Here is a 25,408-nt window from a genome sequence, read left to right as displayed (position 1 = left end):
GGTTACTCCCCCTCTTTTTCGGTAGTCTGAGCTTCGGCAGATTCGTTAGATTCGGCTGAATCTTTAGACTCGCTAGAAGACTTATCGTCAGACTCGTCACGACGCTCTGGACGCGGTGCGCGTGGCTTGCGCTCACGGCTCTCTTTGTCGGCCTTAGCAATCGGTGACTCTTCGGTAACCGCTTCATCAGCGCGGATAACCAGGTTACGCAGAACAGCGTCGTTGTAGCGGAAGTTAGTGCTCAACTCTTCGAGCGCTTCTTCGCTACACTCTACGTTCATCAAAACGTAGTGCGCTTTGTGGATTTTGTTGATGGAGTAAGCCATTTGACGGCGTCCCCAGTCTTCCAAGCGGTGAACTTGACCACCACCATTGGTAACCGTCGCGGTGTAACGCTCGATCATGCCCGGAACCTGTTCACTCTGGTCCGGGTGAACCATAAAGATAATTTCGTAATGACGCATTAATCGCTCCTTACGGGTTGTAGCCTCCCGACCTATCGCCGGTGAGACAAGGAGTGGCTCTCGGGTATTCTGCAAGCAGACCAAAAACCGTTAACTCAGGCCCCAAGCGCAAGACGCACGGACCCCAAGGGCGCGCTATTCTAGGGAGTTTGGGGGATGAACGCAAGGTTAAATTTTGGGCAGATTAACTCTGAGGCCTGACGTCGGATGTCTGACGCACAATAAAAAAGGGCAACACTATGTGCTGCCCTTTTCAATGTCATACCGCACCCGACGTCAGACTTCCGACCTCAGACGCGCGTAGCGCATATTAACCATAAACCGGAAACTTGGCACAAACATCTAATACTTTTTGCTTAACCTCGGCAATCACAGGCTCGGCATTGCCTTTCTCCAGACCGTCCAGCACGTCGCACATCCAATGGGCTAAGTCGGTGCTTTCGCTCTCGCCAAAACCGCGGGTGGTAATCGCCGGGGTACCGACACGCAGACCACTGGTGACAAATGGTGAGCGCGGATCGTTAGGCACGGCGTTTTTGTTGACGGTAATGTTCGCTTCGCCCAGAGCGGCGTCGGCGTCTTTACCCGAGTACTCTTTACCAATCAAGCTAACCAGCATCAGGTGGTTCTCGGTGCCGCCCGAGACAACATTTAAGCCGCGCTCGATAAACACTTTAGCCATCGCTTTAGCGTTTTTCACCACTTGCTGCTGATAGGTTTTGTAATCATCGCTCATGGCTTCTTTAAAGCTAATCGCTTTAGCGGCAATCACGTGCATCAACGGGCCACCTTGGCCACCGGGGAAAACAGCCGAGTTTAATTTCTTTTGAATCGCCTCGTCGTCGCCGGCCAAAATCAAGCCGCCGCGGGGACCGCGCAAGGTTTTGTGGGTAGTCGAGGTAACCACATGGGCGTGCGGCATGGGGCTGGGGTACACGCCAGCGGCTACCAAGCCCGCCACGTGGGCCATATCTACCAGTAAGTAAGCGCCTACTTTATCGGCGATTTCACGGAAGCGCGCCCAGTCGATAACCTGCGAGTACGCCGAGAAACCGGCGATTATCATTTCAGGTTTGTGCTCCAGCGCCAGGCTTTCGACCTGATCGTAGTCGATTAAGCCGGTATCCACATTCAGGCCGTATTGCACCGCGTTGTACATTTTGCCCGAAAAGCTAGGCTTGGCACCGTGGGTCAGGTGACCACCGGCGTCCAGACTCATTCCCAACACCGTGGCACCGGGGGTGCAAAGCGCGGCGTAAACCGCCGAGTTGGCTTGCGAGCCCGAGTGTGGCTGAACATTGGCGTAAGCGGCGCCAAACAACTCACAGGCGCGGTCGATAGCCAGCTGCTCGCTGCGGTCGACGTATTCACAGCCGCCGTAGTAACGCTTACCTGGGTAACCTTCGGCGTATTTGTTGGTCAGTTTGGTGCCCTGCGCGGCCATGACCATGGGGCTGGTGTAGTTCTCTGAGGCAATCAGCTCAATGTGCTCTTCTTGACGACGGCTCTCGTTTTCGATGGATTGCCAAATCTCGGGGTCGTAACTTGCAATGGTCTGGTCTTTATCAAACATGGACACTTCCTACGCTAACGGCAGCGCACCTTAGACGACAAAGGCACAGGCATTGTCGAGCAGGCGGGACTACCAAGACTAAAAAATCGGGAAAAAAGAAGGCGCGATTGTACACCAATCGACCAGTGCTGTGCCACGTTAATTATTGCGCCGCATGCGCTTTAGTGGCCGGTAACCCGGCTGGCATCAGGCAGCGCTCCGCACTCATAGTCGGTAAGGTTCTGCAAGGTAACGCGGGCGATCTCGGCCAGTGCTTCGCGGGTAAAAAATGCCTGATGACCGGTGACCAACACATTGGGGAAAGTGGTTAGCCGGGCAAACACATCGTCCTGAATAATAGTGCCAGAGAGATCGTCAAAAAACAGGTCGCCCTCCTCCTCGTACACATCCAAACCCAAGTAGCCAATCTGGCCAGACTTTAACGCGGTGATGACCGCAGGCGTATCAATCAGCGCGCCGCGACTGGTGTTAACCAGCATTACACCAGGTTTCATTTGAGCGATGGTGTCGGCGTTAATTAAATGGTGAGTAGCGGGCAATAATGGGCAGTGTAAAGAGATTATATCGCTGTCAGCCCATAACTCGGCGGCGGACACATAGCGAGCAATACCGGCCATCTCGTCGTTAACCAGAGGGTCGCTGACAATCACCTGACAACCAAAACCATTCATGATGCGAGCAAAAGCGCGGCCAATTTTACCGCTGCCCACCACCCCCACGGTTTTGCCGTGCAAATCAAACCCGAGCAAACCATCCAGCGAATAATCTTGCTCGCGCACACGGTTAAACGCGCGGTGAATATGTCGGTTTAAATCCAACACCAAAGCAACGGCGTGCTCGGCCACCGCAAAAGGCGAGTACTCGGGCACGCGACATACGGTGAGGCCCAGCCGCTCGCAGGCGGGCAGATCAATGTTGTTAAAGCCGGCGCAGCGCATAGCAATAAGCTGGACGCCGTGCTCGGCCAACTGCCGCAATACCGGTTCATCCAAGGTGTCGTTAACAAAGCAACACACCGCCGCAAAGCCCGCCGCCAGGGGGGCGGTTTGCACATTGAGGTGAGCCTCGATAAAAGTTAATTCATGCGCGCTGGCCGCCTCCAAGTAGAGGCGGTCGTATGCCTTGGTGTTAAAAACGGCAACGCGCATCGGGCTGCCTATGGCTCAATTCTTTCAACAGGGGTCGGCTCAACCCGAAAAAAGCCGATGCTCATGGGGTAATTCTTTATTACGCCATCTTTGGCCCTTATTGCACCGATGACGATGAAGATAATCGACGCAATACCCAACGCAATCATTAAGAAGAAACCCACCACGAGCATCATCAAGATAAGACAAATAATAAAGTAAATAAAAGAGCTGATGATCCAGTTAAACACCACCTTGCCCTGCTGATCGATGTAGGGATCGTCGCGCTTGATAATCCACAAGACCAGCGGTACAACCCAGCCAAACACTGGCGCAACAAAACCACACAACTGAGAAAAGTGCAGCAGCATACTAAAAGTGCGGTTATCCATATCGCCCATTGGGTCGGAGCTGGTGGTTGATTTGCTGCCCAGCGCTTTGGCTTTTGCCTCGTTGTACTCTTGCTCGCTAATCAGGCCTTTTTCTTTTAACTCATTGAGTTTTTCAATTTTTTCCAGATCCATCTCGCTCGCCCTATCGTTATGTTTAAAAGTCCCAGTATAGTGCGATTATTCGCGAGTACCAAACCACGGACCTTTATCGGCGGCCCGCCTCACGTCCTGGCCGGCGCTGCCCCTGAACGATACGCTCCAAGCGGTTATCAAAGCCCAGCGCCGGCTGAAAAAACACCGCGTGCCCGGCCACCAACATCTGCGCCAGCTGCTCGCGCAGCAGTGTCACAACGGGGCGCCCCAAGTGGTTATGAAAAACGTATTTGCCCGTCGACTGCAGTAACATCACCAACTCACATTTAACGCTCTCAACGTCGTTCAAACGCAGCTCGGCCCAACTGCCAATAGTTAACGCTTCTACCTCGGTTAGCGCGCTGCTTAATCGCTGCTCGGCCAACGCCTGCTCGGCGGCAGCGCGGTGGCGCTCAAACGCGGCCTGCTCGCGCTTAATACGCTGCGTCTCTTCTTGCAAAGCCTTCACACGCTCGGCCCTATCGGCCGCTTTACGCTTTTTGCGATCACGCTCGCGCGCCTCACGCAAACGCTCTGCCCGCGCTAGGCGTTGTTGCTCCAGCTGCTCTGCCACCCGGCGCTGACAGGCCAGCTCGGAATGAACATACTCGAGCCGCGCCGCAGCGGTATTCAACGCCGTACTGTAGGCCTGCACTGGCAGCATGCGGCGCGCCTCGCCCGACTCTAAGCAGTCGAGAATCCGGCCCACCGGCGCAGTCAAAACCCGGTGGCCCTCTCTATTGACAAACAATAACTCGTGACTGCCGGGCGGCTGCAACAAAAACTGGCAACGCAACACGCCCTCGTACTCGGTGCGATACGCCAACCAATCACCACACTCAAACCCGTGGGGCTCTAGGTCTTGCGCGCGGGGCTCTTGGGCATCGAGCGGCTTGGATGAGCGACGCCTATCGAACAACGGCGGAGCGATAATCATCTCTGGTCGGTCGCCCGCACGCAGCCGATCAACACAGATGGTTACATCCGTGACAAACTGATGGTAGTGCTCAAAAATACAGTTATGGGGTGGCTTGGCAGTACTTAGGCGGGCGACAAAAAGCGCCGAGTTTTGGTGAAAGCGCTGCCACTGCTCTTCGGTTTTGACCGGTCTTAAACAGCCAATTAAATCGCTTAGGTTTTCGGTCCAGGTGGACCAAAGTTCGCGCTCATCGTTAATCAAATAATACTGTAATGCGGGCTGAATAGAGCCAATCACAAATTCGTAGACGGGCTCGGGCAAACTGCAGCCGGCGAGGTGGTTATTGAGGTAAGTAACCACCTCACGGTGGGCGTTACTAACGCTCTGCTGCCCCAGCTCGGATTCGCGAATGCGGCGCGCCAAGGTCGCCGCGCGGTCCAGCTCGCGGTCCGCTCGGCGGTTAAAATCACGCATAGCCGCAAGCGACGCTTCTGGCGAGCCGCTCTCCAACACGCCCAGCAAGTCATCGGTACGCGCCAAAAAGCGCTCGCCTAAACGCCCCAAGGTTGGGTACCAGCCCTGCCAATGAAAACACAGCCGATCCAACTGCTCACACCACTCGGGCAAACACCAGCGCAAGGGGGCATCAGCGGCAATTAAATGACCCAGCAATGCCAACTGCAAGCGCTGCACTCGATCTCCCAGCGCGCGATCAACATCGACGTTCTCAGACAGCGCGCGCAACAACCACACAGCCACCAAGCACTGCGCGTCTGCCGCCGGAAACGAGTCTTTAAAAGAATCCCAGCTGACTTTATTCCACGCCAACAGAGGTATCAGCTGCTCAGAGGCCAAGCGTTCGTTTGCCTGTGTCCACTGACACAGGTTATCTAGGTGTTCCGGTAGGCGGCTTGGGTTCCGCTGGCTGGCATCCTTCATTACTGTCCTCACTGACACAACGAACCGCTTCCACCACAAGGTTTACCGCTCAGATACCGCACCACGCTTAGCGGTTAAGGCGTGTAGAGCAACTAAAAGGCCAACTCACTATCCGTTATAAAAGGGAGTGTAACTGCGTAATATTAAGCTATTGCGGGGACGGCTCAGGCGGACCATTAGCACGGCCGCACGGCGCGGGTGCGGACCACTAAGAACACGCCATATTATGACGCACGCCCGCACGATTCGCCGACATAATAGCAACCGTTGAATTAGACGACAAGCTTAATAAAAAAGGAAGGCAACTGACCATTAAAAACCAAGACGCCCGCCTACCCAAGTTGGCGTAGGCGGGCTAATGAATTAGGTGGTCATAGCCACCCAAGAGCACTAGTGTTGGTGATCGTGCTCCTCCGTCACGACGCCCAACCAAGCCCCACTTGCCGGAGCAAAACCCAGTGCCCAGGGTTCATCTGCGTGGGCATCTTCCAGATCTACCGGAATCACTTGCTCACCGGCACTATTAAGCACGTAAGCCATGTGCCCGTCCGACTGCACTATTAACGTAAGCGCGTCGGCTTCAGGGTTTTGCACTACTGAAACCCGCCCTTGCTCGGACCAATCGTGAGCGTCCAACACCACAAGCTCGCCATCGGACTGCAATATAGCAAAAGCCTCGCCGCCCAACACAAACTCATAGCTCACCGCGCTGACACCGTCAGGCAAGCTCACGCCCAACGGCTGCAGCTGGGCAAGCGCCGGATCGACCAGATAAAACTGCCCCGAGGCAATGGCAACCGCTTGCTCTGCATGATGATGGGCGCGCAAGGTGCCCACCCGCATACCATCGGTAAAGTCATCGGCATTGGTGATTTTGCTTGCGCTAAAATCGGTTGATTCGTCAATCAGCAACACGCCGTCTTCACAGCCAAATAAAATGAAGTTTTCATTTTGCGCGCTGCCGTGCAAACCGGGGCAAAGCTCGGTAAAGGTTAACTCGTGCTCGTACATGCCATCGTGCAAGTGGTACAAGCCAACCGCGGCAGGCAGTGTGCTACTAGTGGCAGCATCGCGCTCGGTTGCCAGTAAATGCTCGCCACGCAATTGCGCCGCACCGTGCATGTGGGTGGCAAACTGCAGGGTGTTTTCTAAGCCGTTATCAGCGATAGTAGCATCGCTAAAGGTGGCAACCCCGGCCACATCGCCGGTCTCGCCGTTGCCATCGAAAAACACCGCTGCGCCAGCGTCAGCCAAGGTAAAATGCGTTGGGCGCACACCGTCCAGCGCAAAATCCATAATGACCGGCTCCTCAGCATAAGGATGATCGTGATCGCCGTGATCCTCCGACCAAACGCCGCCATCGACAAAACTCACCCAGTTGTCATCGCGATGCACAAACGCCGCGTAGCGATAACCTTGCATTGGGTAGACATAACCAACTGGGGCCGGCAGGCTCAGCTCGGCCACTTGATCACCGTCATCGGCCGCCACCACGTACACAACCTCAGAGCCGACCTCGGTCAAAATCAAGCGCGCCGTACTGGCTTGTTCATCGTGGTCGTGGTCGTGCTCGTCGTCATGGTCGTGGTCTTCATGTTCAGGCTCAGCCACATCTTGGGCGTAAATATTCGTCTCGCTGTCGCCACAGGCGGTTAACGCCAATGCGAAAAAAGCGGCGAATAGCGGATTGCGTTTTGCTAGCTGTTGCATCGTTACATCCTTAAACGTGAAATTAAAAAGTGGTGCGAATCCCGGCCGATACCGAGCGCGCGGCACGCGGCGCGATATCTTTAATAAAGGAGCTGTGCACACGGGCGGTTTCGTTAAGCAAGTTATCGCCACGCAGGTAAACCCGCGCATCACCCAACAAAGAGAAACCATAACTCACCTCTGCATCCACCCAGGTGTAGCCCTCGGTTTTGGTTTCGAGTGTTGCGGTGTCGTCGGCATCAAAATAGTGGCTCGCGCTGGCGTTGATCTTCCAGGGGCCGGCGACATAGTCGGCCGCAAAGCCTGCCCGCAACGGAGGAATACGCGGTAGGTTGCCACCACTGCGCAAAGTCGCGTGGGTGTAATCGGTGGTTACGCGCAACGTAAGCGGGGCGTAGACTTGCCAATGCAGCTCGGCCTCTGCGCCATACAACTCTGCGTCAGCCGGGGTAAATTGGTACACGGGCAAAAGTTCGTCGTCGTGCTCGTTATGGCCGTCTTCTTCATGGGCATGCTCTTCGTGCTCGTGCTCATGTTCAGCTTCCGTTTCAAGCCCAGTTGCCCGCGCGTAGTAAAAATCGTCCACGCGGTTATAAAATGCGCCGACAACAAAACCAACATCGCCCGAAAATTTGCGCAACGAGATATCAATATTGTTTGCCGTTTCCATGCCGAGCGCGCGATCAGAAAAGTTAACCACCCAGTCACCCGACTCGTTGGCGGCAAACTCAAAAATAGCACCTACCTCATAGGAGCCGGCTCCAAGGTGTGGCCCAAGCGACAGCGACTCGGTGGTTGAGGGCGCGCGCTGCGAGTGCGATAAAGACACCGCCAGATTGTAGCCTTCGGTAAAATCCCACACCGTACCCAGCGATAAACTGTAAGGCGTAAACGCCTGCTCGATATGATAAAAACCGCGATCTCCATCACCGTCTAGGCGCACATCGCTGGCATCGACTTCGATACGCTCGACCCGTGCACCCAGCTGCACCAACCAATCGCCAAAGTGCTTTTCTTCCATCAGCGCCAGGGCCCACATATCCGTTACCGACGGCGGTGTGAATGCCTCTTCGCCGTCGGCGGCGGTATCTTCATGCTTTACGTGCAAGCTTAGCGCGCCGCGCCATTCGGCAAATGGCTGATGGAATAATTCGAGCCGCGCCTCGTGTAATTCGTTAGTAAAAATGGTACCTATGGCATCGCCTTCTAGCTCGCGATGTTGGTAATCAGTGTAGCCGTAGCGCAGCCGCGCTTCGGCTAGAATGTCATGATCAAAACTGTACTCGCTGACAAACTGCAAGCGGTTTTGCTCAAGCTCAGCCTGCACGGCAACGCCGTCGTGACTATGCCCGGGGATGCCATAAGTGCGCTCAAGCCGGCCTACACTGACACCGGCAAAACCACTCTCCATTAAATAGCTACCGCCAATGGTGGCGCCTTGGCTATCGTAAGCCGAGTTTTCCAGCACACCGTAAGTGCCATCGCCGTCCGGCTGTGCCTCGGCATAACCGGGAATCTCTAAATCATCGGCCTCGCGCCAAAAACCATCGGCGTGCACAGCAAAATCACCTACGCCCGTATTAACGCTACCCTGCACCACGGGCTCGTTATTAGCGCCATTGTATTCCAGCTGCCATTGACCAAACGTGTCAGCATCTTGGGGGATACGATCGTCCACCACATTCACCACGCCGCCCACCGCACCGCTGCCGTAAAACAAAGTGGCGGGGCCGCGTAAGATTTCAATTTGCCGTGCGGTCGTCGCCTCGCCCGTCACGGCATGGTCCGGTCCGCTGCGCGATACATCGCCCACGTCCAAACCATTTTGCGCCACCAACACACGCGGGCCAGAAAGCCCACGAATAATAGGCGTGCCGGCTACCGGCCCGTAATAACTAGAGTGCACACCCACTTGCTTACCAAGGGTGTCGCCCAGCGTTGCCGCTTGCTGATCGCGCAGTGCATCCCCACTAAGTACCGATACCGGGGCGGCCGACTCCATTTGCGATACATGCCACGGCAGCGCCGTCACATCGACAATCTCCATCACGGTTTCATCCAGCACGATTCGCAGCGACTGCCCACCTTCGTGAACATGCACATTTTTGTGAATATAAAGTGGCGCTCGTACATGCAACTCAACGTCGTCACTAGACAACTCCTGCAAGATAAACTCGCCCGCTGCATTGGTCGTGGTACGAGTACGAGCCCCCACCACCTGCACAGTGGCATCCACGACCGGTAAACCAGCCGCATCCTGCACCACCCCCTGAATAGTGTCGGCACTCGCCCAACACGGCAGAACCACGCACCCCAGAGCCCACAAAGACCGTTTCAACACAAAAACCCCCAATACCCGATACCATATAAGACAAACAAGTGTAGCGACTCGCTTAAACCGCCATTATGTTATAACATAACAATCATGAAAAGCAACAGTATAACATTACGGTGGACGGTGGACGGTGGACGGTGGACGGTGGACGGAAATATTATTACCGAGTCTAATCTATCGTAACCCGTAACCCGTAACCCGTAACCCGTAACCCGTAACCCGTAACCATCAGGATCACCATGAACACCATCCCCACCAACATCATCACCGGCTTTTTAGGCGTAGGCAAAACCACCCTAATCCGCCATTTGTTAAGTCAAAAAACCGGGCACGAGCGCTGGGCGATTCTGGTCAACGAGTTTGGCGAAATCGGCATCGATGGTGCGCTGTTAAGTGAGGGCGGCGCCACCGTCAAAGAAATCCCCGGCGGTTGTATGTGTTGTGTGGCGGGCCTACCCATGCAGGTGGGGCTAACCCAGCTATTGCGGCAGCAGCAGTTTGACCGGCTAATCATCGAGCCCACCGGCCTCGGTCACCCGCTCGAAATACTGCAAACCCTGAACGATCACTTTCAAAACGTGATCGAGCTAAAAGCCTGTTTAACCCTTATCGACCCTCGCCATTTTCTCAGCCAAAGGCACTTAGACAACGACGTGTTCCGCCAGCAACTAGAGGTGGCCGATGTACTGGTGGTCGGTAAAATGGACTTAGCGAGCGACGAGCAGCTAACCGCCATGCACAAACAACTAGGTCAATGGTTACTGCAGCAACGGCCACAGGTACAGATCAAGCAGGGCCAACTGCAACCACACTGGCTAGAGGGCGAGCACCAACAACACAGCCCACTGCCCGAGCCCAGTCACCACCACGGCGGCAACTACCCGGCTGCCACATTGCCCACGCCAACGGCCGAGCACCCTATTGTCAGCAAACAACACCAGGGGCAGGGATACTTCAGCGCCGGCTGGGTCATTCACCCCGCCCAGGTATTTGCGCTTGAGCCGCTATTCAACTGGGTAAACGGCCTAAGCTGCGATCGGCTAAAAGCAGTACTGATTACCGACCAAGGCATCATCGCCCTCAATCTCGCCGACGGCGTGGTTAAAATGTTGGAGCTGGATGAGTGCGAGGATAGTCGGCTGGAGATTATTCATCATCAACCACTGGAGTGGGATGCATTGGGTGAGGAGATGGAAAAGTGTTTGGAGTGAGTGGAGCGGGGAGCGGGGAACGGGGAACGGGGAACGGGGAACGGGGAACGGGGAACGGGCCAGAAAATAACCGGCCGGCCATGTAATCAACAGCCCAAAGCCCTATGTATCAATCAGTTAGCCAAAACTTGCCCTAGAGCGAAAAAGTCATTACCTTATTTATTCATTAAAACCGTCGCACTTCCCCCAGACATGGAGCTGTCAGAAAATGCCTATTTTTTCTTTTTTAAACACCTCCGAACACCTTTTAAACCAACTTCTTGCGGGGTAGAGTGCCGGGACAAAGTGCGACTGAGTCGCATGACTTAGCTTTAGACATCTCGGAGAGTCATTTGCCATACCGAAAAATCCATATTATTGGCGGACCTGGCAGCGGTAAGACATTTAGCGCTAAAAAGTTAGAGAAGCATTTAGGTCTATCGGCCTTTGATCTTGACCGAGTATTCTGGGATCAAAGCCAAGACTCTTATATCCGCGCCAGTGAAGAACTTAGAGATGAAAAGTTAGCTGAAATATTGAATAATGACAACTGGATTATTGAGGGCGTATATTATAAATGGCTTGCTGAATCTTTTAAGTGTGCCGACATCATCATAATCTTAAGTCCATCGGTATACCTTAGGCAGTGGCGTATTTTTAAGCGGTTTCTTTATCGGAAGTTTATTTTATTGGAGTTCAAAAAGGAGACATTTTCTTCGTTCATGGAAATGTTCTGGTGGAATCAAAAATTCGACAGCGACAATATGATTAGAATTAAAACCTTTATCTCTGAGCATGAACACAAAATTGCATTCTGTAAAAATTATCAAGAAGTACTAAACGCAATCTCTGCTCAACAAAAACAATAACGTCGAGAAACTTTTCTGTCGCATCGCGCCCTAAAAAGGATTTTTCAGACAACAAAAATAAAGATAGCAACCCCTCGCCTATTCCCACCTTAAGGAAAAGACTATGGCTGAAAATATGAACAAACTTCTAACTAAGAGCGTATGTTTCGTACTATTACTGTCAGCAACACTAGCTGGCACCTGCGCTGCTGCCAATAACACCCAACCAACTCAAAGTAAGTCAGAGCGAGAACCGTCAAAGCAAAGCCCCGTTACCATCTACAACAACATCAAAGATGACGTCTTTCTAACTCGCTGGACATTGCTGGAGCCAGTCCCGTTTGGCAGCACCGAAAAAGAGCTAAAGGCTGCGCATAGCCAAGACTTAATAAAGGTCAACGACCTGTGGAAATCAATAAAGGTAGGCAAAATCACTTTAAACAGGGAACCGCACAACTGGAAGTCGATCCACTCTGATTTCAGTTATATTCATTTAGGTCGATACCTTGAACCTACAAAATTCGCCTATACCTATGCTGCCGCTGAGTTCGAGTCCAGCGAAAAAGAGAGCGGGTATTTTGGTGTGGGCAGCAACGCGGCACTAAAAATCTGGCTTAACGGCAAGATTATTCATAAGAGCCCCATCAGCACAGAGATAAGCCCTGACCAATACCTTGTGCCCTATAACCTTAAAGCGGGGACGAATCAGCTCGTCATCAAGGTATTGCGCGCAGACAAGGGTTGGTCTTTTCTCTTTAGGCCATTAAGTAAAACAGCTACCGACAATGCCTTTGTCAATCTATCCCCCTCGCTATCCAGTAACGAGCTTGACCGCCTTCTGAAAAGCGGGATTAGTATCGACGCAAGAAATAATTTAGGCCTAACGGCGCTTCATATTGCTACTCATATAGGCGATACGAAACGGCAGAATGCGCTTATAGAGCGAGGCGCAAATATAGAAATAACCGCGCCAGATGTAGCCGCGCAAATTTCCAATTACTTCGACAGCCTTTACTATAAGGGCTCGTCGGGATTTTCCTACTTAATTGCCCAAAATGGCAAAGTACTGGCCAAAGGTGGCAGGGGCCTGGCCAACGTCGCAGCAAACACATCAAACGACACCCAAACCAAGTTTCATGTGGGGTCGATCACCAAGCAATTTACCGCAGCATCTATTTTGCAACTGCAAGAGAAGAACTTGTTGTCCATTAACGACCCGTTAACCAAGTACTTCCCCAGCTTATCAAAAACCAAACCCGTGACGCTTAAGCATATGATGAACCATACCTCGGGCTTATTCGAACCGGACGCATCTAAAGCGCTATTTAGCCAACATCTTGAGTCGCACGACTTTATTAAAGCACTAGAAAACCAAGACTTGTACTTTAAACCGGGCGAAAAGTGGCGTTACAGCAACTCTGCTTATGTCGTTTTGGCATTGATTATAGAAAAAGTATCCGGCCTTTCTTTTGATCAATACTTAAAAACGAATATCTTTTCGCCTCTGGGAATGAAAGACTCAGCAATTTATAACAATAATCGACCCTTAACCCATGCAGCGACAGGCTACGCAGTAGTCGACGAGAAGACCGTTAAGGCTCTAGACCCGGGCGTATCGAGCTTGCACGGAAACTGGAATGGAGCCACCGGTTTAATATCCACAGTCGATGATCTTTTTATCTGGAATGAGGCTTTACACAGCGGTAACGTTCTTAGCGATAAAGCTTACAGCGAAACAATCACTGCAACGGTACTCCCCAAGGGGTTTAAACCGCCAGTAGAATACGGCTTCGGCATAGCCGTTGAACGTATCGCCGGTTTTACCGCCCTAGGACACGCTGGAGAGGCACCGGGATTCCACGCAGAGTTGCTGTGGCTACCGAATGAAAAGATCACTTTTGTTTTTCTTGCGAATACAAACCGATGGGAGCTGAAGTATAAAGCTCGAACGGCAGAGAAGATTGTTCAGGTTGTGCTTGGTGATCAATAGTTCATATCGATATACTGGGGCGTAGGTTTTTACTCGACGTTTTTATCAGCAGCCAGGCTCTGCTGGCAGCGCTCTGCTTCTTCAGAGCTTGTCACTAAGGCTTGGCGAATCGACAGCTCAGAAATGAGCCAGACAATCAGGCTAAGAACCACAAGCGCCTCATCCTGTACGAGCATAAATGCCTTACCGCTAGAAACAAGGAATCGTTATGAGATTTATACCAGCACCGCCTCCAGAGGCACTGAAAACGTGCCAGCGCTGCAACTTACAGTCACCCGAAAAAACGAGCGAGTGTACTCACTGCGCAGGCCTATCCGATGCGGAGCTGAAAGATTACCTTAAGCGCCACCAAGGCCAAGCTGAGGCCAGCTCTAAGCTAGGGCAGTATTTTGCACTAGCAGCGGCGCTTATCTTTACATTGTTAGTGCTAAGCATTCTTGGAAATTAGCCAAGCTCTGCGGTATTGATGACAGCTCCCCCTCTTCCTCGTCACAGATCAACATGAGCGAGTCAAAGCTCCACCCCTACATTGATTTTATTTTCGTAACACCTTGTCGAAATACCAGCGCCCTCTTCGACTATCCTGTAACAACCCTCTGAGGCGATTTTGAAGTCAGTCACGGTTGTTTCGTGCGTGTTGGCACGAATTACTACATCAGTTAGCTAGTACTCGCACTATCATCGGTGCGTTAAACAACAGGAGCAATGCGATGAGCTATATAGACGGTTTTGTGGCCGCAGTACCAACAGCAAATAAAGATCAATATATTGCACATGTTAAGTTGGCCGCCGAGTGCTTTAAAGAACACGGCGCCCTTAGGTTAACAGAGTGCTGGGGCGATGATGTTCCAGACGGAGAGACAACCTCCTTTCCCATGGCGGTGAAGCGCAAAGACAATGAAACCGTGGTGTTTGGTTTGGTTGAGTGGCCCTCTAAGGCCGTTCGGGACAGAGGCATGCAAAAAGTAATGGAAGACGAGCGCATGAGCGCCGAAAATAACCCCATGCCATTTGACGGAAAACGGCTTATATACGGCGGCTTCCAAGTTATTTTTAATCAGTAACAAGTAGCCCGCCTCGACCGCAAGGCTCAGGTGGGCAACTCTACATCTGGAGCGATCCTATGACGACAATAGCCAAGAACAGAGTGTGCCTGTGGTTTGATGGCGACGCTGAAGCGGCCGCCAAATTCTATGCGAGCACTTTTTCCGACTCTTCGGTCGATGCCGTACATCGCGCACCGAGTGATTATCCAGCCGGCAAGCAAGGTGATGCACTAACCGTAGACTTTACCGTTATGGGCATTCCCTGCATGGGACTTAACGGCGGCCCAGCATTTAGCCACAATGAATCGTTTTCGTTTCAGGTAGCAACCAATGATCAGGCCGAAACCGATCGCTACTGGAACGCCATTATTTCCAACGGCGGTGAGGCGAGTGCCTGCGGCTGGTGCAAAGACCAATGGGGGATTTCGTGGCAAATAACACCAGTGGCGCTAACCCAAGCGATAACCAGCTCAAATGCTGCCGTTGCCAAGCGCGCTTTCGATGCCATGTTAACCATGACAAAAATCGACGTCGGAACAATAGTAGCGGCCGTCCGGGGTTGATCGAATATTATGCTCCAGATCCACCCCGCCAATAGGTTGTTCTGGGGGCATGCCCACATCGCTACGTAGCAATTTTTGGGGTTATCTGACACACTGACAAAAGCCAACATAGCGGCTCGGGTTACCGGGCGAATTTTGGTTTTGTTAAAACAATAAGGACGAGAAAAGCCGAATATACACACTAGGCTTTTACTATGTCTGAGAAACAAAGAGCCTCCAGTGCGAGAACCGCAACCACTTACATTCTCCACAATAGGACACCACTATGAATACTCGTTTCTCGCAAACTCTTTTAGCGGCCACATTTAGCATTTGTTGCTCAGTTCAAGCCGCGCAGTCGGATATTGGATCTGACTTATACCAAAAAGAGGAAATATCCGGCGACAAAGTACCGACCCAGGCGCTAGAGGCTGTACAAAAATTACAGCCAGGCTTTGTGCTAAAAGAGGCTGAACAAGAATCCAAGCACGGCAACCAGTATCTTGACCTTGAAGGCGTAACCGCCGACGGCGCCGAAATTGAGTTCGACATGTTACTCAACGAGCAAAACCTATGGGAGGTTGTTGAGATTCAACGCGACCTAACGCTGGCAGACTGCCCAACCCCGGTACGCGAACTGTACAGCGACACCTTTGGCCAGAAAAAACCCCAGCGTATTATCGAAAGCAAACAGATGAGCGATGTTATCGTCTATGAGTTTTATTTTGTGGGTGCCGACAGTCAAACTTCGAAGCACGAAATCAAGCTAGAGAACGACTCAGCCACACTTTTGTCAGACGAGTGGCAGCATTAGTCTTAAAGAATGCGAACTGAGCATGAAAATCCAATTCGCGCATAGGCCAAAACAAAAAGCATAGCGGCGCTCATGCCCTGTTTTGTTTAACCTTTGTCTATCACGCTGCACGGCCTGCAGCGTGATAGACAAAAGCTCCGCTCGCGCGATACAACACAAGTACACCCGAACAGCAATGTAGACCTAGTGCTGGCATTACCTGCACCCCATGATTAAAACCTATAAGCCCTATCCTTCAACCAGCATTCAGGCCTTATAGCGCGCCAAAGCACTTTAGGTATAAACCGCTAGGGCTCTCCCAGATACTTGGAAAGCGTCGCCCGCCAAGAGTCGCTGGCAATAATCTCCAATAACGCGTGGTTAATCGGCTCGCGCAGGGTACTGCCCTCGGGCAGGGCAATCGCGTAGTCTTGGCGCTCGAAGGTGTTAGGCAGCACTCGTAGGTCGCCGGGATAATCGCGAATAATGTGGTATTTCACAATAGGCTGATCGTAAACCACCGCATCAACCTGATCGCTCTCAAGCTTATCAAGCGCGTCATCTAACGATTGCGTGGCGTGAAAGCCGATGCCCCGCTCGCGCAAGCTGGTCGCACTGGCCGACCCACTTACCGTGGCCACTCGCACACTAGAAAGATCAGCGACGCTGCGTACCGACGATGATAATTGCCCCACAGTTAAGCTAGTGGCAATGGCCGCGGTAAAGCTGGAGATAATAATAATGGCGGTAAACATCCACACCAAGCCAATCAGCCGACCGGCCAAGGTGGTTGGAGCTTTATCGCCATAACCTACCGTGGTCATGGTTACCGCCGCCCACCAAAAGCTGGCGCCTATGCCTTGGGCTTTAGTGCCGCCAAACATCTCTTTATTTTTATGTCGCTCCGCCAGCCACAACAAAAAACCCACTAATAACAACAAACCCACCAGCGCACCGCACGCGGCAAAAAACTCCCAAGACATAAAGCGCTTAATCGTGCTCCAGAGTCCACTGCTTTGCGAGCGCACCGCAATGGTGAGGCCAGTGGTGTGAAATGGATGGGTAAAGTCAACAAGCGACTCGCGCTCGGCAGTCACGGTGGTTGCCGCCACCGAGACATCTAAGCTACCGTCTTGCAAACCTGCCAGCAAACCATTTAGGTCCGTCTCTTGAAAACGGTAGTCTCTACCGAGCTTTTCTGCCGTGCGCTGCCATAAATTGATGCTCAGACCAGTGTAACTGCCATCGGGTTGCTTGATGACAAAAGGCGGCGCGACTTTAACGCCCACCGTAAGAACTTGATCGGAAGGCTGAGCCATACCCAGCTGTGGTGCAGCAAGGCAGGCGACTAGAGCAAGAATATAAATACGCACAGGCTTTCCCTCGAAGGTGTCTGATATTTTAACGTTGGCACAGTTTACCAGCGCTTTCAAATAATCAGACCATAAAGCCATTGAGCGACGCCGCAGACGAGCAAACTAAACCTGCCCTCGCCCCCCGCTCGCGATGAACGCGACCGCTAGCGAGGCCTGAGCCGGAAATAAAACGAAAGGGGGGAGTCTGTCGGTATTCGATGTACGGGAGGCACCGCTTGCGATAGCCTCCCGTAATGCGCTAAACGCCGGCCTGTGCCCGCCGCTCATTGAGATCTGCCTCGATCTCTTCCATACGTTTAGTGTTAAGCGGATAGACAACCAGCAACAGCACCGATACAAATGCAAACACGGCAGGTACCCAGCTCATCAGCAGCACCATGCCATCGGTTGCCTGGGCGATCGTGCTTTCGTCGGTTCCTACATAACCGTAGGCGCCCAACACCATTAGTACTAGGGCGCCGGCAAAACCGCCACCGGTTTTCTGAATAAAGCTACCGGCCGAATAAAACAAACCGGTGGCGCGGCGGGTGTGCTTCCACTCCGAGTAGTCGGCAGCATCGCCCAGCATGCTAAAGGTGAGTACCGGCATAAAAGCGGCAAAAAACTCAGCGGCGCAACCCAGTACAAACAAGCCGGTTAAGTCATCTTTACCTAACAGGGAGATACAACCGGTAAGTAGCCCGCTGACAATCAATGAGACCGCAAACAGGGTTTTCTTGCCCACCAAGCGAGTAAAGTAACCACAGGCAAATGCCGCCACAATCGAGGTAATCAGCAACGCTAAGAAGTACAGGCCGGTCATGGTTGGCTCTTGCAAATAGTGCTTAAAGTAATAGGCAATCACCACGTACTTAATGCCGTTAAACAACATGGTTAAAAAGCCTAAGCCAAGAATCATCAGCCAAGGTTTGTTGGTCAGCAAATCGATTAAATCACGCTGTGAGGGGGTAGTGTCCGTATCCGGGCGGTTGATGAGCTTGCGTATGAAATGCCCGGTGACTGCCAGCACTACGGCACAAGTGATCCCCATATACCAGGGGTTAAATTTATAGGTAGCGTCTTCGGTCTGAGTCAAACTAAAAAAGAACAGTGAGATCGACAACAGCGGAATCACGATAAACGGCAGGTTATAAAGTAAATCTTTAAACTCTTTTTTAAATGAGCCCGTATTGGTGGTGGGCACAATACGCTCTTTGGTCGCCATAAAGGTCACGACACATAGCGCAACCAAGAGCACCGCAAACACATACATGGTTTGCTGATACCCCTTGGCTTCGTCGATTTCTCCGGCAACCCCCGTTTGGCCAAAATACTCCACCAGATAAGGCGTGCCGCCCATCACCAAAGCGCCACCTAAAAACGCCCCGGCAAAGCGATAACCCGAGAGCACACTGCGCTCTTCGTGGCTGGGAGTCATGACCCCCATCAGGGCCGAGTAAGGAACGTTATTCACTGTGTAGGCGAGTGTCAGGCCGATATAGGTAAAATAAGCCCATACCAGCTTCATTTGAGGGCTGATATCCGGCGCGGTAAACGACAACACCATAAACAAACCCAAAATCGGCGCGGACCACAGTATCCAGGGGCGAAATTTACCGTATTTGGTGTGGGTACGATCGGCGATCATACCCATAATAATGTCGGTAATACCGTCGGATACACGCACCAGCAACAAAAGTGCAGCCGCAGCGGCGGCGGTAATGCCGAGGGTATCGGTATAAAAAACCGCTAGGTAAGCCAGCGCACCGCGCCAAACAAGGTTGGCCGCTGCATCGCCCATGGCGTAGCCGCTTTTTTCGAGAATTGAGAGCTTATGAGAAGGGTTTGTCGCCACAGTTCACCTCAGGGTCTTGTCATTATATGTCAGGGCATTTTGACCGAAAGCATAAGAGGCCACCGGGCAAATGTACAGCGCTAAAACACCGTTAACGATACCGAGAACAGCGACATCGCGCGCGCTACCCTCGGCTGTCGGAACAGACCGTAAAAACCCGCTGAGCGGCACCGACCAACGCCCATCAACAAGACCGTAACAAGCGTCTAATGTACGTGCCTGCCACCCTAATCTTGCAGCCGGCGTGCGATTTCCTCCTTCCAGCTGACAATCGCTGTATCATCGGACTCAAATAGGGCGATACCAATAAGGTAGCGGCCATTGCTGGGCCGGCACCACTTGATTTCGCCGGTCAGCACGTAGCGAACCTTGGGCGAATACAGCTGTATACACAGCGGGTAAATGTTGCCCACAGGCAACGAACGGTCGAGCTCCACCTGTAAACCATTGGCCGACAAATCGGTAGAGCGGCTCAACAAAATTCGCGCGGCATCGTCCCCTTGCTCAGCCTCAAGCTCGATATAGACAGCCTCGGAGACACTAAGGCGATACTCTTGACGCTGCTCATTATTTTGCATGTCAGTAACCATGTTGGAATTCCACGGGTTAATTACTCAGTGCGCCGCAAACCACGGACGATTGTTTCGAGACGGTTTTCAAACCCTTGCTCCGGCTTGTAAAACACAGCTTCATCGCGGAGCAAATAACCCAATAGGTCGTCGTAAAGTAGCTCGGCTACTTTGCGCCCTACTCGGTCGACAAATATATACTTGTTGGTTGAGCGCATACTGACGGCTAACTTGCAGCGCACGGCTTTGCCGTCGTCTAAAGGCAGGTCGGCCCACGTGCCCAGCGTGAGGTTATCCAGCGTATCGCGCAGTTGCTGCTCACGGGCCTCGCGCGCTTCACTTAATTGACGCGCCTTTATTGCTTGTTCGCGGGCGGCGCGCTCAAGTGCAAGGCGCTCCGCCTCGGCGCGGGCCTTAACTTCGGCCTCTTTTTTTACAAGCAACTGACGCTTTTTAGCTTGAATTAACGCCTGCTTCTGGCGCTCAAGCTTTTCGCGCTCCTGTTGTTCCGCCAAAGCCTGTGTGGTCAACCGCTCGTGCAGGTTTTCCATCCGCGCATTAACCGCCGCCAACGCGGCTGACAAAGAGGGTATCTTGGGAATCTCTTGAGCGATCCCGGCGTCAAAGCAGGCCGACATTTGCTCGACGGTTTTTTGCAGCACTTTGTGACCGGAGCGATTCACAAATAACAAAGTATCAGTGCCCGGCGCTTGCATTAAAAACTGGCAGCGAATCAACGTCTCACCGCTATCAAACTCCAGCCAATCACCGGCCGAAAAGTGATGCTCTGCGCCGCCATTTTGCAACTGACTGAGCGACTCGACCTCGGCTGACACTTGCCGCTTGGGTGCGGTCACGGTTTCGATGGTTTGCCCTTTTAACAAGGTGATAATTTGTGCGGAAAACTCATCGACATAATCCCGATAGACATTACCGGAGAAGGCTTTACTGACCGATTGATTTTCTAACTGGGAAAGTAGCACCGGGCCTTTATTAAAAAAAGCTTGGCGATCCTCGGGGGATTTTTCTGGGTTCACCGACCAGACAATCAACCGCAGGATGCGCATCCAAAAGCTCCAGTCGGGGGCCTGCTCGGACTCGTTAATCAGTAGGTACTGCAAACTGGGCAAGACAATGTGATCAATAAAATCTAACGTGGCCTCAGGCAGTTGGTGCAGCGCCACCACATCGTTATAGATACCTGTGACACGCTGCTGCGCATGGGCGATTTTGATATGCCCCAGCTCAGAGGTTTGCATTCTCTCGGCGAGCATCGCCGCGCGGTCAAGCTCTTTATCACACGCTTGATTAAAACTGGTAAGCGCGGCAGCCCACTGCTCTGGCCCCTTCGTTAACGCCTCAGATAGCGCCGTGAGTCGCTCGGTAAACCTGCGCCCAGTGGGCCCTAAGCCTGAATACCAGGTGCGCAAATGAAAAAAACACTGATCAAACAGTTGCCGGTTCTGCTTAACGTGCGCAACCGTTAGCGGTTCATCACTCGCCACATACGCGACAATCGCCCCGATCATAGCGCTGCGACTGGCGTCAAGCGCGTGATCGCACTGAACATTGTCTTGCAGCGCGTGCCACAGCCAAGCCGCATACAGCCCCGGCAGTCCGGCCTGACGGGCAAAAGGCAGTTCACGGTAAGCGGCCCATGGATCGTCGGCTTGATAAAAGGTTGCCTCAAGCTCGCTGATATCGCCAAGTTTGGCCGGCGCCGTCAGCGGGCCCACCCCCAGCAACTCTCTGACGTCTTGGTATTGAGCCATGTTATCCACCTTTACCACCCATTGCGATCTCGCGCCATAAACACCTCTTGTGCGAACCAAATACGTGCAACGTACACACAATGCGCACCGCGACACTCCCAAAAGCACGCACAACTATCGCCCACCCACGTCGTAACGGCGTGCACGCGCACCAAATTATAACCCGTTACCCGCAATTGGCGAGCTGCCCGCGGCATTCTGGCTGCACCAAAACATCTCAATAGTTTGTGGCATAGCGCTTGCTATCACCACTTATATATCGCCTGGGTAGCTATCGGGCGAAGCAAACTTTTATAACCTGTGTCCTAACCATTCTAGACGGAAGCAATGCGATGAGCTCAGAAAAAATGAACCTCCTGGATGTTTCGAGAGCCAATATTAGGTTACTACACCTCACTTGGTTTGCCTTCTTCTTAACCTTTGTGGTGTGGTTTTCTCATGCACCGCTAAAGCCGTTAATCATGGAAACCTTCAACATGGATCTCGGCCAGTGGAAAGCGCTGCTGATTTTAAACGTGGCGTTGACCATCCCAGCGCGAATTGTAGTCGGCATACTGGTCGATAAATTTGGCCCGCGTATTGTGTATAGCTTACTGCTCGCCTCGGGCGGCTTAATGTGCCTCGCATTCGCTTCGGCGCAAACTTACGAGCAATTGGCTCTAACTCGCTTTTTATTGGGCTTTGTCGGCGCTGGGTTTGTGATTGGTATTCGCATGGTTGGCGAGTGGTTTCCCGCCCGTCAAGTTGGCCTGGCCGAGGGTGTATACGGCGGCTGGGGCAACTTTGGCTCAGCGGCGGCCGCGTTTACCTTACCGACCGTTGCCCTAATGTTTGGCGGTGAAAACGGCTGGCGCTACGCCATTGGCATTACCGGCTTAATGGCCATGGCTTACTCGGTGGTGTTTTATCTGCGCGCGCGCAATACCCCGCAAGGCTCGACTTACTTTAAACCGAAAAAAAGCGGTGGTTTAGAAGTTACCAGCAAAAAAGATTTTTACTTTTATTTGGCCATGAACTTGCCAATGTACATTATTTTGGCGGTACTGGCCTGGAAGCTGTCACCCGCAGGCGTTGGGCTTCTTACTCAGGGCACCACCTATTTAATGTACTTAGTATTGGTGATGCTGTGCGTTTATCAGTTCTCGCAGATTTATCGTGTAAATAAAGAAATGCTGCAAGGTGCCGTAGTATCCGAGCACGACAAATACAAATTCAAGCAAGTGGCAATTCTCGATTGGGCTTACTTTGTCACCTTCGGCTCAGAGCTGGCAGTGGTGTCTATGTTACCCGCGTTCTTCCTAGAAACCTTTGAGGGGATGAGCCTCGCCATGGCCGGCGCTCTGGGTGCCGCCTACGCCTTTATGAACTTAGTCGCCCGCCCCGGCGGCGGTTACATCAGTGATAAATGCGGCCGCCGCCTGTCTATTTCAATTTTCATCATCGGCCTAACCATTGGTTACTTCACTTTGTCGCAAGTCGACGGCAGCTGGCCCATTGCTTTTGCGGTAGTCGCGGTGATGTGCTGCTCGTTTTTCGTTCAAGCCGGTGAAGGCGCGGTATTTGCCATGGTGCCACTCGTTAAGCGTCGTATGACCGGGCAAATTGCCGGTATGGCAGGTGCCTATGGCAATGTCGGCGCAGTGACCTTTTTAACCATTTACAGTTTTGTCGATGCCGGCACCTTTTTTATGGTAATTGGAGGCTGCGCCTTAATCATTTTTGGTATCGTCCAATTTTTAGAAGAGCCTAAAGGTCATATGACCGAAACCAATGAAGACGGCTCGCTGGCGCAGATCGAGCTTACCTAATAAATTCTTTTTCCCCGTGTCTGTAGCGGATCTTCGGATCCGCTTTTTTTTCATCCTCAGGAAGCGCTATGATGTCGCCACAACAAGAACAAGCAGGCACCGACCCAATGGATCACATCCAATCATCGTTGCAGCTCGACTTTGCTCAACTGAGCGATGCCGGCCGCAAGAGCGAAAATCAAGACACCGTTGGCGCGCGCTTTCCCGAGGGCGCCGCACTTACCACCAAAGGGGTCGCCATCGCCATTGCTGATGGCGTTAGCAGCAGTGAGGCCGCCCGCCAAGCCAGCCAAACGGCGATTACCGGCTTTTTAACCGACTATTATGCCACCCCCGATACTTGGCGCACCGGCCAATCGGCCAATCGCGTCATTCAGTCGCTCAATCGCTATTTGTGGAGCCAAAGCCAAAACAGCGTACGCCAAGAGGGCTACCTCACCACCTTAAGCATCATCGTCATTAAAGGTGACAAGCTGTTTACGTTTCATGTCGGCGATAGCCGCATTTATCGCTTGCGGGGCGGCCAACTGGAGTTACTCACCCGCGATCACACGCAAAAAATTGATCGTCGCACCACTTATTTAAGCCGCGCCATGGGCGCCGATTTGAGCTTAGAAGTGGACATGGAAACTCATGAGGTAGAGTTGGGCGATGTGTTTATGCTCAGCACCGATGGTCTGCACGATTGGGTAGATCACCGCACCCTGCAAGCACAATTAAATGAGCAAAGCGATTTAAATGCGCTTTGCCACAGTTTACAACAAGCCGCGCTAAACGCAGGTTGTGACGACAACATCAGTGTGCAGTTAGCGCGAGTTAAGCAACTCGGTACCGCCAGCCAAGCCGACACGGTGACGGTATTATCGCGTCTGCCTTTTGCGCCTTTATTAAATACCGGACAAACCATCGACGGCCTAACCGTCGAAAAAATTATGCACGAGTCCGAACGCAGCCAGGTGTATTTGGTGAAAGCACCCGATGGCAAAAGCCTGGTCATGAAAACCCCCTCGGTTAATTACGAGGACGATCCGGCGTACATCGAGCGCTTTGTGCAAGAGAGCTGGATAGGAGCACGGATTGGCAATCGCCATGTGGTGCGGGTAATAGAGCCACCACAACCGCGTTCGTGTCTGTACTATTTAACCGAATATATTCCCGGCCCGACGCTCTCGCAAGTCATTAGGGAGCGGGCGCCACTGTCCGTATCGGACGCCGTCGAGCTCGCCGAGCAATTGGTGACCGGTATTCGCGCCCTGCACCGCAAGGACACGCTGCACCAAGATTTAAAACCCGACAATGTCGTGCTCGGCACCCAGGGCGCCTGCCTAGTGGATTTTGGCTCTTGCTGGGTTGCGGGGATACAAGAAATGGGCTCAGCCATCACCCCCGATCACATTCTCGGCACGCTGGATTACTCGGCGCCGGAGTATCGTTACGGTGGCCGTACCGGGCCGCGCTCTGACCAGTTTTCGCTAGCGGTATTGGTGTACGAGATGCTCACTGGCAAGCGCCCTTACGGCGAGGCTTACGGCAAAGCCATGTCGCTCAATCAATTTCAAAAACTTAGTTACCGTTCGGCGCTACAATACAACCCTCTGGTGCCAATATGGCTAGACCGAGCACTGGAAAAAGCCCTGCACATACAGCCGGCGCAACGCTACGATGCATTGTCCGAATGGCTAAAGGATTTACAACGCCCCAACCCCGACTGGTTAACGGCAAAACACAAACCACTCATAGAGCGTCACCCCGAGCGAGTGTGGAAAGCCGCCGCAATCGTCGGTTGGTTATGCGTCGCAGGGCTGGCGGCTACCCTTATGGTTCGATAGCCGATACTCACCCGCAAACCGCCCACGCAAGGCCTAAAAACGCGGCAATATGGGCTGACCCACATTGCCGCGCCGTCAAAGTAAGTAAAATATCTCTCGCTCATGCTGGCGCCGCGCTACAAGCCACTTAAACGGCGCAAGAGCACTCCGACACGACAGCACCTCATCTGCGCAAGCGCTACCTTTGGCACCGGACCCAGTTCACATTTTTAAGCGTTAA

21 protein-coding genes are annotated in these 25,408 nt (G+C 52.7%); 9 read left to right on the top strand and 12 right to left on the bottom strand.

The window, feature by feature from the left end; translation table 11 throughout:
- Positions 1-2: 2 nt before the first annotated feature.
- From rpsF to AACY82_RS12260, 7 genes are all read right to left on the bottom strand, one after another.
- Positions 3-464, bottom strand: a complete 462-nt coding sequence (gene rpsF / locus AACY82_RS12290; protein ID WP_339617119.1) for a 30S ribosomal protein S6 — start codon at positions 462-464, stop codon at positions 3-5.
- Between the two features lie 310 nt (positions 465-774).
- Complete coding sequence (glyA, locus tag AACY82_RS12285) at positions 775-2,037, bottom strand: serine hydroxymethyltransferase (RefSeq protein ID WP_339617118.1); 1,263 nt, start codon at positions 2,035-2,037, stop codon at positions 775-777.
- Between the two features lie 161 nt (positions 2,038-2,198).
- Entirely contained in the window at positions 2,199-3,185 is a 987-nt protein-coding gene (locus AACY82_RS12280; protein WP_339617117.1) for a 2-hydroxyacid dehydrogenase, read from the bottom strand.
- A gap of 8 nt (positions 3,186-3,193) precedes the next feature.
- The gene (locus tag AACY82_RS12275; protein WP_339617116.1) at positions 3,194-3,688 is read right to left on the bottom strand and encodes a DUF4870 domain-containing protein; all 495 of its coding nucleotides are present in this window, start codon (positions 3,686-3,688) and stop codon (positions 3,194-3,196) included.
- Between the two features lie 73 nt (positions 3,689-3,761).
- Positions 3,762-5,546: a DUF1631 family protein gene (locus tag AACY82_RS12270; protein ID WP_339617115.1), complete on the bottom strand. Its 1,785-nt coding sequence runs from the start codon at positions 5,544-5,546 to the stop codon at positions 3,762-3,764.
- Between the two features lie 390 nt (positions 5,547-5,936).
- Entirely contained in the window at positions 5,937-7,256 is a 1,320-nt protein-coding gene (locus tag AACY82_RS12265; RefSeq protein WP_339617114.1) for a hypothetical protein, read from the bottom strand.
- Positions 7,257-7,278: 22 nt separating this feature from the next.
- Positions 7,279-9,597, bottom strand: a complete 2,319-nt coding sequence (locus tag AACY82_RS12260; protein WP_339617113.1) for a TonB-dependent receptor — start codon at positions 9,595-9,597, stop codon at positions 7,279-7,281.
- A gap of 233 nt (positions 9,598-9,830) precedes the next feature.
- Here AACY82_RS12260 and AACY82_RS12255 point away from each other — a divergent pair, with 233 nt between their 5' ends.
- The 3 genes from AACY82_RS12255 to AACY82_RS12245 all read left to right on the top strand — a co-directional run bounded on the left by AACY82_RS12255 (position 9,831) and on the right by AACY82_RS12245 (position 13,619).
- Complete coding sequence (locus AACY82_RS12255; protein ID WP_339617112.1) at positions 9,831-10,802, top strand: GTP-binding protein; 972 nt, start codon at positions 9,831-9,833, stop codon at positions 10,800-10,802.
- Positions 10,803-11,134: 332 nt separating this feature from the next.
- Positions 11,135-11,650 (top strand): AAA family ATPase, encoded by a 516-nt coding sequence (locus tag AACY82_RS12250; protein WP_339617111.1) that lies wholly within the window; start codon positions 11,135-11,137, stop codon positions 11,648-11,650.
- 103 nt (positions 11,651-11,753) lie between these two features.
- Positions 11,754-13,619 (top strand): serine hydrolase, encoded by a 1,866-nt coding sequence (locus AACY82_RS12245; RefSeq protein ID WP_339617110.1) that lies wholly within the window; start codon positions 11,754-11,756, stop codon positions 13,617-13,619.
- Between the two features lie 29 nt (positions 13,620-13,648).
- On the opposite strand, the gene AACY82_RS12240 is transcribed toward AACY82_RS12245, so the two are convergent.
- Positions 13,649-13,795, bottom strand: coding sequence for a hypothetical protein (locus AACY82_RS12240; protein ID WP_339617109.1), 147 nt, complete (start codon positions 13,793-13,795; stop codon positions 13,649-13,651).
- A gap of 32 nt (positions 13,796-13,827) precedes the next feature.
- Between AACY82_RS12240 and AACY82_RS12235 the strand changes: the two genes are divergently transcribed.
- The 4 genes from AACY82_RS12235 (at position 13,828) to AACY82_RS12220 (ending at position 16,021) form a co-directional block, all read left to right on the top strand.
- Positions 13,828-14,067, top strand: coding sequence for a hypothetical protein (locus tag AACY82_RS12235; RefSeq protein ID WP_339617108.1), 240 nt, complete (start codon positions 13,828-13,830; stop codon positions 14,065-14,067).
- Positions 14,068-14,329: 262 nt separating this feature from the next.
- Entirely contained in the window at positions 14,330-14,683 is a 354-nt protein-coding gene (locus tag AACY82_RS12230; protein WP_339617107.1) for a DUF1428 domain-containing protein, read from the top strand.
- A 59-nt stretch (positions 14,684-14,742) separates the two neighbouring features.
- Positions 14,743-15,228: a VOC family protein gene (locus AACY82_RS12225; RefSeq protein WP_339617106.1), complete on the top strand. Its 486-nt coding sequence runs from the start codon at positions 14,743-14,745 to the stop codon at positions 15,226-15,228.
- A gap of 265 nt (positions 15,229-15,493) precedes the next feature.
- Positions 15,494-16,021 (top strand): hypothetical protein, encoded by a 528-nt coding sequence (locus tag AACY82_RS12220; RefSeq protein ID WP_339617105.1) that lies wholly within the window; start codon positions 15,494-15,496, stop codon positions 16,019-16,021.
- A 287-nt stretch (positions 16,022-16,308) separates the two neighbouring features.
- Here the strand turns inward: AACY82_RS12220 and AACY82_RS12215 are convergent, their stop codons facing one another.
- The 4 genes from AACY82_RS12215 to AACY82_RS12200 form a co-directional block, all read right to left on the bottom strand.
- Complete coding sequence (locus AACY82_RS12215) at positions 16,309-17,454, bottom strand: transporter substrate-binding domain-containing protein (protein WP_339617104.1); 1,146 nt, start codon at positions 17,452-17,454, stop codon at positions 16,309-16,311.
- Between the two features lie 160 nt (positions 17,455-17,614).
- Complete coding sequence (locus tag AACY82_RS12210) at positions 17,615-19,210, bottom strand: MFS transporter (protein WP_339617103.1); 1,596 nt, start codon at positions 19,208-19,210, stop codon at positions 17,615-17,617.
- A gap of 227 nt (positions 19,211-19,437) precedes the next feature.
- Positions 19,438-19,788 carry a PilZ domain-containing protein gene (locus tag AACY82_RS12205; protein WP_339617102.1) on the bottom strand — a complete coding sequence of 117 codons (351 nt, stop codon included), beginning with the start codon at positions 19,786-19,788 and terminating at the stop codon, positions 19,438-19,440.
- A gap of 32 nt (positions 19,789-19,820) precedes the next feature.
- Complete coding sequence (locus AACY82_RS12200) at positions 19,821-21,551, bottom strand: DUF1631 family protein (protein WP_339617101.1); 1,731 nt, start codon at positions 21,549-21,551, stop codon at positions 19,821-19,823.
- Positions 21,552-21,883: 332 nt separating this feature from the next.
- Here AACY82_RS12200 and AACY82_RS12195 point away from each other — a divergent pair, with 332 nt between their 5' ends.
- Together AACY82_RS12195 and AACY82_RS12190 are read left to right on the top strand one after the other, a co-directional pair.
- On the top strand, positions 21,884-23,359 hold the full coding sequence (locus tag AACY82_RS12195) for an MFS transporter (protein ID WP_339617100.1): 1,476 nt from the start codon (positions 21,884-21,886) through the stop codon (positions 23,357-23,359).
- A gap of 107 nt (positions 23,360-23,466) precedes the next feature.
- A complete protein-coding gene (locus tag AACY82_RS12190) occupies positions 23,467-25,188 on the top strand; it encodes a bifunctional protein-serine/threonine kinase/phosphatase (RefSeq protein ID WP_339617134.1) in 1,722 nt (573 codons plus the stop codon).
- Positions 25,189-25,408 lie beyond the last annotated feature (220 nt).

The organism is uncultured Gilvimarinus sp., assembly GCF_963972205.1.
Lineage (GTDB): Bacteria > Pseudomonadota > Gammaproteobacteria > Pseudomonadales > Cellvibrionaceae > Gilvimarinus > Gilvimarinus japonicus.
Note: the sequence above shows the minus strand (reverse complement) of the source record. Positions and strands in the feature narration are given on the sequence as shown.